This is a genomic window from Dorea sp. 210702-DFI.3.17 (assembly GCF_020560825.1).
Lineage (GTDB): Bacteria > Bacillota > Clostridia > Lachnospirales > Lachnospiraceae > Dorea > Dorea formicigenerans.
Map to the genome: position 1 here is coordinate 1 of NZ_JAJCNB010000051.1, position 11,006 is coordinate 11,006.

Annotated in this window: 8 protein-coding genes; all 8 read right to left on the reverse strand. The window is 31.8% G+C overall.

Annotation, left to right across the window (positions count from 1 at the left end; translation table 11 throughout):
* Window positions 1-3,985 (reverse strand): phosphodiester glycosidase family protein (locus tag LI149_RS14295; protein ID WP_227143545.1); only part of this gene is annotated, 3,985 nt, incomplete at its 3' end.
* 228 nt (window positions 3,986-4,213) lie between these two features.
* A complete protein-coding gene (locus tag LI149_RS14300) occupies window positions 4,214-5,137 on the reverse strand; it encodes an ATP-grasp fold amidoligase family protein (RefSeq protein ID WP_227143546.1) in 924 nt (307 codons plus the stop codon).
* Window positions 5,127-6,368, reverse strand: a complete 1,242-nt coding sequence (locus LI149_RS14305; protein ID WP_227143547.1) for an O-antigen ligase — start codon at window positions 6,366-6,368, stop codon at window positions 5,127-5,129. The genes LI149_RS14300 and LI149_RS14305 overlap by 11 nt, the downstream gene beginning before the upstream one ends.
* 4 nt (window positions 6,369-6,372) lie before the next feature.
* Window positions 6,373-7,467 (reverse strand): glycosyltransferase family 1 protein, encoded by a 1,095-nt coding sequence (locus LI149_RS14310; protein WP_227143548.1) that lies wholly within the window; start codon window positions 7,465-7,467, stop codon window positions 6,373-6,375.
* A 12-nt stretch (window positions 7,468-7,479) separates the two neighbouring features.
* Window positions 7,480-8,529, reverse strand: a complete 1,050-nt coding sequence (locus tag LI149_RS14315) for a glycosyltransferase family 4 protein (RefSeq protein ID WP_227143549.1) — start codon at window positions 8,527-8,529, stop codon at window positions 7,480-7,482.
* On the reverse strand, window positions 8,513-9,421 hold the full coding sequence (locus LI149_RS14320) for an ATP-grasp fold amidoligase family protein (protein WP_227143550.1): 909 nt from the start codon (window positions 9,419-9,421) through the stop codon (window positions 8,513-8,515). Before LI149_RS14320 ends, LI149_RS14315 begins: the two co-directional genes overlap by 17 nt.
* An 18-nt stretch (window positions 9,422-9,439) precedes the next feature.
* Window positions 9,440-10,207, reverse strand: a complete 768-nt coding sequence (locus tag LI149_RS14325; RefSeq protein WP_227143551.1) for a glycosyltransferase family 2 protein — start codon at window positions 10,205-10,207, stop codon at window positions 9,440-9,442.
* Window positions 10,208-10,212: 5 nt separating this feature from the next.
* Complete coding sequence (locus tag LI149_RS14330) at window positions 10,213-10,623, reverse strand: hypothetical protein (protein WP_227143552.1); 411 nt, start codon at window positions 10,621-10,623, stop codon at window positions 10,213-10,215.
* Window positions 10,624-11,006: the final 383 nt, after the last annotated feature.

Here is an 11,006-nt window from a genome sequence, read left to right on the forward strand (position 1 = left end):
TTTCATTTACAATTCCCGTCGTATCATCTTTCGGAGTCGTAATCTGCATTTTTCCATCTTCGCCAAAGTAATAGGTTCCCGCTTCTACTAATCCATTAGCATTACTTTCGGTAATTGTCTGATATCCGGATGTTTTTATCTTTCCACTGGAACATACAAAATAATATGCTTCTTCATATTTTATAAGCCCAGCATTCATTGGAACATATCCCTCTTCATTAATATAATAAATTGTTCCCTTACTATCCGTTACAAATCCTTGATCTTTTATTGCTTGAAGCATTGCACCATCTGTATCAAATTCATAAACATATTTTTTGAATGATGTGCTATCCCGCAATACTTGAATTCCATATGTCAAATATCCATTATTGTCAAAATTATACGTCTTTCCATCAATTTCAACTAAACGCATATACTCTGGATTTCTTGCAGCATAATAACTTGGTCCGTAATAATAACGAGTACCCTCATCCGTCTTATACCAAGTTCCTTTTGTCATGCCTTGCTCATCAAATTGATATGTAACGTCTCCCACCTTATACTCGCCAGTTGCAGCTGCTTTCGTATAACTGCGGAAATAATGCCAGTTATCATTAATCTGAATCCATCCGCCTACTAATTCTCCATTTCTAGAATAGTACCAGTTATTATCCTGTTGCAACAGACCTGTATACTTACTTTGATCTGCACATATTCCATCTCGTCCAAAATCGTAATAAAATTCTCCAGAATTATCAGGTGCTGTTACTTTCTGAATACCTGTTATTTTCACTCCATCCTTATAATAACATCCAGATTCAGTCCATCCATCTCTTAAAACGATCCCATCTTTATATTCTTTACCGTCTTCCCAGACACCATTGAATAATTCACCACAATTTTTGCACTTCAAAACATTGTCCTGCAATTCATAACTATGTCCTAATGCTGGAATTTTTGTTCCCCACTCTACGACAGAATTGCATCCTTCACAATATGTTCTTCCTGTATATCCAGCTTCTATACATGTTGCTGCTTTATCTTCTAAGGCAACTGCTGTATGAACATGTCCACCATTCCAAGAATCATAATATTCCTTTCCTTCTTTGGTAGATATCATGTCTTTAGCCATTTTATACATTTCAGTGTCTACATGCGGTCCCTCTCCTGAGAATGTACCAATCGTACCATCAACATATGTAACGAGTCCTCGAGCAATTTTCATACTAATATCAATTGGCCAAAATTCTTTTTGATTTTTAAACTTCTCATAAGTAAGTGCTTCTTTTCCTTTCATTGTACCACTATCATATGTATAGCCTGTTTTTAATTCCCATGCTCTAATCGGCAAAGAAGCCAGAATACTTTCACCTGTTTCATTATTTGTTCCAACTCTGTTGATTGTTATCGTTGCAATATTCTCATCATCTTGAATACTGTAGCTTGCTTCAAATCCTTTAGCCACTTCCATATTATCAAGTTCCCACTTGCTCATATTGTTCAAATCAATATCCACATCTACTGACTGAACTTTTTCAATATCTGTAGCAACAATATCTGCATACCATACTGATCCAAGTTTTATTTTATCAAGGGACGGATCATGTGCAACTACTTTAACAGTCGGTATTTTTGATCTGGATTCAACATCTATTGTACCAATTTTCGAAGAATAATTCCCCATATTATCACAAATGGAAAATTTTATATGGTGTACTCCATCCGACAACTCTGTATCTGGAATAGAAATAATACCATTTTTAAAACTGTTATCAACCTCTACACCATCTATATAAGCTTTTGCAGTATCTGGATTCAAGCCCGAATAATTAGATTTTTTTGTATTTTCTGCAACTTTTGCACTGAAACTAATTTTATTATTCTCTACTTTTTGATTATCCTTAAGTACCACTGCATCCGACATACTGGTTGTTGCATATGAAATATCTCCAAAAATCGGAGCCTCACGATCATCCACCGCATCTGAATAATCAACCGTTATATCATCAACATACATCACATAACGACCATTATATGATTTATGTTGATTATAATAATAATCATAAGACGCTCCGTCTCTATCAGATATATAGAACTGTACCATATAATAATTGTTCTTTAAATCTAAGCCTTTATATTTGCTTAAATCTATAGACAAATAATGCCATCCAGATTCCTGATATTGGTTTACAAATCCTGTTGTTGACGGAACTCCATCTGACATTGTATCTGTAATTGTACTGCCTTCTCCCATAGGGAATACTGTATAGCGAATCCAGGTAGATACATTTTCTATTGGGATATAAATCCACATACCCAGTCTTTTTGCATTTTCAAAAGTTCTATCTCCACCTGAATAAGCAAGCGCTGTCATCATATAACCTGATTCCAAAGAATTTCCATAATTGATATCCAGTGCCATCGCACCATTTCCACTATGTACTTTCCCAGTTTTAGAATTCACTGCATACACTTTTCCTTCTGGCAATGTATAATTATATGCTCCATATCCAAGACTAAAATCACTAACATCTCCGTCCTCAAAGTCATAAATCACTTCAGAACCTTTTCCCAGTTCAATCTTAGACGATGCCTTTACGTCTGGATTCTTAACCAAGCTTGCTTCTATTGTGCTTAATGTTGAACTTCCATCTCCAGCAGTAAAGTTAAAACCTTCAATAGTTCCTATTTGGGAATCAGATAATGTAAGTTTAATATCACTTTCTTTTATTTTAACTTCATTAATTCCATAATTTGCAGTCAATCCAATTGCAACAGTCTTCCCAAATGGAACAGTTATTTTTTCACTATTAAAACTGATTTTATCTGGATTTACAACATGGATTGATACAGTTCCAACATTTTTTCCATTATACGTAGCATTTATTACATCTTCACACTCATTTTCTGGTGCAGTATAAACTCCATTATCAATCTTTCCATATTGTGCTGTATATGAAATATCTTGAGGTATTTCCGCCTCATTTCCAGTTGCACTTACTCCTAATGTTTCAAATGAAATTGACGTTTCTGGAGTTACATACTCATTTTCAACATTAAACTTGACATGATCAAATGTATTCGTAGCCTTTTCCGTAGATACAATAATTAATCCATTAGAAATACTACGCTCTGATCCATCAGACGGTTTATTAACAATACTAAATGTATCAGATCCTTCTGCTTTGCTACCATAAGTTGCTGATCCGCCACCATCCAAATGACCTGCATAGACACAACCAAGATCCTTCATTACCTGTGCTTGTTCCATTAAGGTTAATCCAATTGATTCCGGTTCCTGATTGCCGTCAGCTGTTAGAACTATAACCTTATTATCGGCAGTAATTCCTATTGTCTGTCTAGGATACTTTTGTGCATTATTTTGATCACTTGTAGATAATGCAATTTGTCCATCGTACACAAGCATCTTATAAATGCCGATAGCTTCTTGAATATTTCCTTTATCTGAATCATATTCAGCAGGTTTTCCAATTTTAACAGTTCCATCTTTCATAACCGCAAAATAACCAGCTGATTTGTCACTATCAGTGACATCATTCCCGTTCATTACGAAAACACCTGTTGGTTTTCCTGTTGTCATATTATAATATGACGCATTAATTCCTGCCACAACTGTTCCTTGATAATACTGGTCTCCATTTGCCGCTTTCTCATTAAACGCTTTTACCTGCTCTGTCAATTTTGACATTCCATAGGTATTATTGTCCATGTTTTGATATGATGCATACAATTTAACACTATCAACTGACATATCCATTGTCGCTGCAAACATCTTAACCTGTGCACCATTTTTATCATACACCGTATAAATATCTTGTGTCACACCAGGTGCCAATGTTGAGGTCTTATCTGATACAAGACTCAGCTGAGATTCGCTAAATTCTTTTTTTGATTGCGCTGCTAATGCATTCATACTCATAGAAGTAAAAATCATTGCTGTACTGAGCACCATAGAAAGTATTTTTGCAACTCTTCTTTTCATACTTTTTTTCTCCTTTCATAGATATGTTTCAAACATATCTTATCTTCTGTGGATCTATAACTTTAGCACACTTTAGAAGTTCCATACATAAATCCACACTGTTAAGTTAATACACCCCCTTCATGAAATACTCGGCTATTTATACTTTTTCATGTGCTTGTAGCCTTTTCCGATATTACACTGCACATATTAAATATGCAGTAATACCCTTTTTATTTTTACATCTAATTATTCTGGTAATTTTATCCACTCTCCTAAAGTATTATCCCATTCTTCTGGGGCAAATTTTTCTAATCCACTAGCTGGATAAAATGTAATTTCTCCAAAATAAAGTTTTCCATCTACTTCATAAAAATCAGTTCTCATAAACGGATATCCTTGAGATAATTTTTTTGAAAAAGAAAGCATTTTTTCTAATTCTTTTGGTTTATCTATTTTTTCTTTTGTTCTAAAACAATTCGGTCTCCCAAGATACAATTTGTTCCAATCTGTATCAAAAAAGTCCTCATGAAGCCCTTCTTTTGAAAAACGTTTCGAACATACTAATATCATCTTTGGCTCTCCATTAAAATTATGTATTTTATAATCTAATATTTCACCTCCATTCTTGTTTTCTAAAAATTTTTCACATATTATTTTACGTTTAACATCCTTATATGGCCACTCTCTACTGGTCAAATAATAATCTTGTTTTAATCCTTTTTTTAATTCTTTTCTTACTTTGCAATAATTTAATTTGGATTTATCTTTACAAATACACATGCCAAGCCCGGAATTATGATTACATTTCAAGACAAACTGTTCCGGTAATTTTTCAAACTCAATAGCATCAGGACTGTCCCATGCACCTAGCAAAGGAATCAAATATTCCTCTCCTAACTGTTCTGATATATATTTACGGACTTCGTATTTATCTACCATAATCGTATATTCCGGTCTATGGTCGTAAAGTTTCAACCACTGTAATTTTTCATTAAAACTTTTCGGATTTGTTAAGTTTAATTTCTGATCCATCTTATAGAAAAATAATTTTTTTAAATATTCTTCATCTGTTGTATTATTATAGAATCCCAAATAAGAGTTTATTCCAAATCGATATGACGGCTGTGCAATATATTTAATTACTGCTTTTAATGTTTTTTCAACTTTCATTTTTCTTAACTTCCTTATAACTTCTCTTCCTATCTTTCGTCTTCTCTATTTCCAAAAAGAAAATCAAAAAATAAACAAATGTTATTTTGCTATACATCGAAACCATTGCATAATCCCTAAACAATAAAATAATTGATAATATTACACATATTATAAAATTCTCATCTTTGTAATTTCTTAACTTATAGAATTCTATAAACAAATATATATATGATTCTATATAATATAAAGCAAATCCAATAATTCCACCAGCTGCTAATAATTCAATGAAATTATTATGCAAATAGGCATCAAAGTTTAAAACTTGCTTTGCTATAATGCGCGGGCATCCCATTCCCACCCCTACCAAAGGGTTTTTTCTAAATATTTCCATTCCTAGATTAATTAACTTTTTTCTTGTTAATGCTGACTGTCCAATTTCTCCGGTACCAGTAAACATTGCAACTATATAATTCATCCTTTTATTAATTCCCGAAAATATTGTCAATCCCGATGCATATTTAAGCACTACAAAAATTCCACAAATAATGATTATTATTTTTAAAATATTAAGAAGCGCTCTTCCTTTTTTTACACTTCTAAATATTAATACCATCACACTTCCTATTATTAAAATTAACAATGCTTTTCTGCTTTGAGTAGCAATAACCATCATAAACGCAGGCACGCAAAATACAGTTGATACATAAAATTTATGATTTTTTTTCATTTCGTCTAGTTGAATTATGATTCCGATTGCTGCAAACATACCAATTGTATTAATATTGGTATAAGAATTTTCCAACCGAACTCCCGATGTAATCATCTTAATTATAAAGTCCAATCCATAATACATGATAGAATATATAGATATGATATAACTGGACCATTTTACTATAGATAATAATTGTTTCACACCATTATCGTGATTAAAATGCTGATACAAAATCATCATACATATCAATATCTGCAAATATGTATATGCCTTAGTTAAACAATCGGACCCATTAATTCCCCAAATTATTCCCATAAAAGAGTAAATAATCAATGTAAGTATAAAATAAAAATATTTATTTAAAGATAAATAATATCTTCCTCTTGTCCCCCATATGTCTAACAAAAATATTATCATACTTGTTAGAATTAATATATATTTTCCCCAAGTATATGATTCAAAAATTGTAATAGATGATAATAAAAAAACAGTAGCAACCCAACTTACTTTTTCAACGATTTCATTTACTTTTATCATTTTTTTACCTTTTAAATATTAAATCAACAAATCTATTAACTGCATCCTGGATATCATACCCTTTTTGATACATTAATTTTTTTGTGTCCTGCTTTTCTCTTTTTATAGCCTTTATAACTTTATTTTTCCATTCTTTTGCTGTCTCATCCAACGATACATATTCTAATAAATCCGTAATTTCTGCCTCTTTGGTAATAGTATCCGCCAAGACACATGGTATTCCCACTGCCTGTGCCTCAATAATTGTATTTGGCATTCCCTCGAAAAATGATGGAAACACAAACACATCCATAGCAGATAGCAACTCTGGAATATCTGATCTAATTCCTGTAAAAATAATATTATTATAAATATTCATTTTTTTTGCCTTTTCACTAATCTCTTGTTTTTTTTCTCCTTCTCCGACAAGTAGTAAAACTGCATTTTTCTTTTCTTTTATAATCTCACTGAATATTTCTAATAAAAACATGTGGTTTTTTTGATAATTAAATCTTCCTATATGCCCTATCACTATCTGAGTATCATCTATCCCCAATTCATTTCTAACATTTAATCTTCCTGCCAAGGAAAATTTATATTTTTCCAAGTCAACTGCATTTTTCAGGAAATATACATTTCCCTTTTTTACCTCTTTTTTCCCAAATGTATACTCTGCTGCCAACTTGGATGGCGCAATCTTTACATTTGAAATCCGATTAAAAGCCGGACGCAACATAGTATTTATCAAATGTCTTATCAAAGATTCTGAAGAAGACGCATTACAAGAGCGAATACATATTTTTTTTGCCCCGCCTCTTTTCGCTGCTAATAAATCAAAATATCCCATTGGAGTGTCACACAACTTCAATATGTATTGATACTCATTTTTTTTCACTATATTTTTTATATCATTAAATGCTACTACAGGATGCTTAGTTCTTAATGGTACACGAAATATTTTCCCTCCCAATGCCCGAACTTCATTTTCATAATATCCCGTATTGGTTGAAACAACAAAATCTAATTTATATTCTTGAGGGAATCTCCTAAACAGTTTCATCATAAATGTTTCTGCCCCACCAGTATCTAATGAACTAACAATACACAATAATCTTTTCATCTTACGTCACCTTTATTTATCTATGATTTCTTTTACAATTCGATCAATATACTCATCTGGTTGATATTTTTTTGCTGATTCAATACATTGCTTTTTCATTTGATTCATGGAATCCTTATGCTCTATCAACCACTCAATAGATTCTTCTATATTCGTCAGCTCTTCACTCGGGTATAAGATTCCATTTTTTTTGTTTTCAATGATTTCGCTATTACAATTCCAATTTGTAGCAATAACTGGAATTCCTGCTGAAAATGCATCAATAATAGTTCCTGGGAATCCTTCCCCATCCCAATATGTAGGAAATAGTAATGCATAATATTTTTTTATTGTTTCCACACTCTGATTATATGGAACCATTCCCATGTATCTAATTGAATTTGAAACATGATTCATGATTTTTTCAAATTCTTCTTTGTATCCATCATCGATTCTTCCATATATATCTAACGTACATAGCTCTCTTTTATATTTTTCATTTATAAATTTTATTGCTTCAATTGCTATTTCTACTCCCTTTTCTTTCATAATTCTTGAAAAAATGCAAAAATGGTAGGGGGCTCTATAATCTTTTTGTTCTATTTCAGCTAATTTCAAACGTTTAAAATTAGGTATTACTTCACAATTATTTATTCCTTCCATTTCCAATTTCTTTTTTAGTCCTTCTGTTTCAACCCAATTTACTTTGAATGTATTTAAGTAAGCTCTATACTTGGTATACTTTTTCACATACGTGTCCAAGTTACCACCAATTACATCATGATATATCCTTGTATGAAATTTCTTTGCATATAAAGCTAATAGTGGAAAATAAAATTTCATGCCATTTCGGGATAATAAAACTATAATGTCCTGCGATTTTTTCATACATACTAATGTATCAATAAACAATTTTATCGGATTTTTTTTCTTATAATATGTATCTACTTTCACAATATCCCAATCTGTTACATTCGACAGCTCTTCATACAAAATTTTAGTTTTTATAGTTTGACCATCCAATATATTTTCTGTTCCGCCAAAATGACCTATAATACCAATTTTCTTAATTTCTCTTTCCATACTTTTCTTCCAATTCCGAAATATCTAACATTTTTCCCCATTCCAAATCATATTTTTCTGGATTAAACGGCATCATTGCCGCACTTGGAGTAAATGTTAATTCTGCAAAATAATATCTTTCATTAGCCAAAAAGAAATCCACACGTACAAACGGGAAATCCTTTGATAAATCTTTTGCCATAGCCAGCATCTCTTCAAAAAATGGTGGTAATTTAACCTCAGGTATATCTGTATAATCATCTCTGGTTAATGGCATCTTAGATCCATCTAAATAGAAAAATCCTATCTGAGCCTGTCTGTCATGTATCAAATCATTAGATACATAAATACATTTAGGTTCTCCATTAAAACAGAAAAACTTATAGTCTGTAATATTAGCCCCTAAAAATTCTTCACATATAATCCTATGTGGCTTTATCTTAGAATAATGAAGTTCTATATTAAATGCTCCAAAATCTTCCTTCAGCCAAGAATTCAATTGTTTTTCCGTAGCTTTCTTGTCTAATTTATTTTTATCTGCCACTACAATATTGTAAGCACACCCATGATTACATTTTAATACAAATTGATTCGGAAGTTTACCCCATTCTATATCCTCTGCCCTATTCCATGATCCAAGTAACGGCGTCAATGTATTCCCATAGCCTTTTTTCTGAATATACTCTCTTACAGCATATTTATCGGTACAAGTTACTACTTTTTTACTTCTAGGATAATAAAATAGCTTACACCACTGCAACTTTTCGTTAAATGTTTGAGGATTATCTAAATTTAATTTTTTTCCAAGAACAATCTTAAAATATAATTTAGACATTACCGTATCTGGAACAAACTTATGAGCAATTACCTGACCAGTTCTTCTTGCCTTGTATAAAAAAGAATTTCTTTCCACTTTATTCTTCCTTCTTCCTTATTTGATTGTTTTCACATATCTTTTTTTCTTATAAAATCCAAACACCAGATTTCTTCCCGTATTGACAAGACTTTTTAATACACTTAATTGTTCTGCATCTCTATATAATTTATAGTGCCATCCAATCATTGTCTTTATACTATGAGAACTTACTGATCCAGTCCTGCCTTTTCTATAACGACTAAGACATCTATCAAGTAAATAGCAATCCGCCTTCTTACAAACTTTTAACCACATGGCATAATCATTATTTTTCTTTATATCTGCTATTTGAATCAATCCAACCCGTTCTGCATCATACATTACTGTTAAACATCCTGGCCAACAATAATTAAACATACCAACTTTCGTGATTTTTTTAGGGCCAGTTACTCGTATCCCTGTTCTATTTCCGTTCATATCAATTTCATCATAATTAGTATATGAAAAATAATATCCATTGAACTTCATAAAATCAATTTGAGTTTCTAATTTTTTTGAGCTCCATAAATCATCACTATCCAAAAAGGCAATCCACCTTCCCTGTGCCAGCTTTAACGCTCTATTACGGGATACAGCAGCCCCTGAGTTTTTTTTATTTTTATAATATCTGATTCTTTTATCGGAAAATTTCTTTACTACCTCGTCTGTTCCGTCTGTTGAACAATCATCAACTATTATCAATTCCCAGTTTTCATATGTCTGTTTTAACACAGATTTTATTGAATCTGCAATATATTCTGCCGTGTTATAAGACGGCATTATAATAGAAACTAAATCTTGCATATATTTTACGCTTTCTTTTTACTCTTAACTATTTTACAATTTCTGGCTATCTCTTCAAAGAGAAGAACTGTTTTTATCTTTGAAAATAGCTTTCCTTCTTTTTTTATTCGATTTCTAAATGGATATATAACTCTGACTATTATGGCGATTGGGAAACGATACTTCATCTGCAAATTACAATATGCTTTTCTAAAGCCAAAGTATTTCTCTAAGTAATTCTGAAATGCAGTTTCATGTAACAATGCCCTCGCGCCATCACAAATATAAAAATTATTTCCAAGTTTAGAATTAAAATCTACTACTATTTTTTCTACAATAGCTGCATTAATTCCCAATCTCTCATAGGCTGGAAGCACTTTTAAAACACAAAAATCAGCATACGAATCATACACCTTTAACCAAGCATATCCACACAACTTTCCAGTCTCTTTATGAAAAGCACCGTATACTTTAAATTTTTCCCAACCAGTAAGGGATTCTTTAAATTTTTCTTCATGTATTACAGGACGATAGCTTGCTGGATATTGCTGATATACAGTAGCCGTGATCTCGTAAATCTCATCTGTATATTCATCAGCTCTTATTTCTTTAACTTCAAAATTCTTTTTTCCTTTATTTATTTCATATCTTCTTTTTGCTTTTAAACTACCAATATCAAACTTATCATCTTTAATTATATACCACCAATCCGTTTCATATCCACAATCAAAATCTGTTGTCCATCTTGCAAAGAGAGGTTGTTTGCCCCCCCAGCCTGTCCGAAAACCTTATTTTTAGGCATAAATTTAGCCCCTTTCCT